General features: G+C 25.4%; 1 protein-coding gene. It reads left to right on the forward strand.

Going from position 1 to position 252, the window contains the following annotated elements:
* Positions 1-96: 96 nt before the first annotated feature.
* Positions 97-252, forward strand: a 156-nt coding sequence (locus GCL57_RS14705) for a transposase (protein ID WP_211363279.1), incomplete at its 3' end; no start/stop codon positions are given.

Raw genomic sequence — 252 nt, forward strand, 5'->3', positions numbered from 1 at the left:
TTTTTTTTGACGTGCTAATTTTCTTTGATACTTTTTTAACTTTTTTTGTTTAAGCTTAATTTTATTTTTTAACTTATCATCGAAATCATAACTTAATTGATTACTAGTTTGAAATGGAATTACAATGTTACAAAATACAGACGTGGAGTTTTTACAAAAGAAATTCTTGAACGTACTAAGATTATTTTTAAAGAAACATGCGAACAAATAGATTGCGAATTAATCGAATTTAATGGTGAAGACGATCACGTG

This window comes from Fluviispira multicolorata, from assembly GCF_009208585.1.
GTDB classification, from domain to species: Bacteria; Bdellovibrionota_B; Oligoflexia; order Silvanigrellales; family Silvanigrellaceae; genus Silvanigrella; species Silvanigrella multicolorata.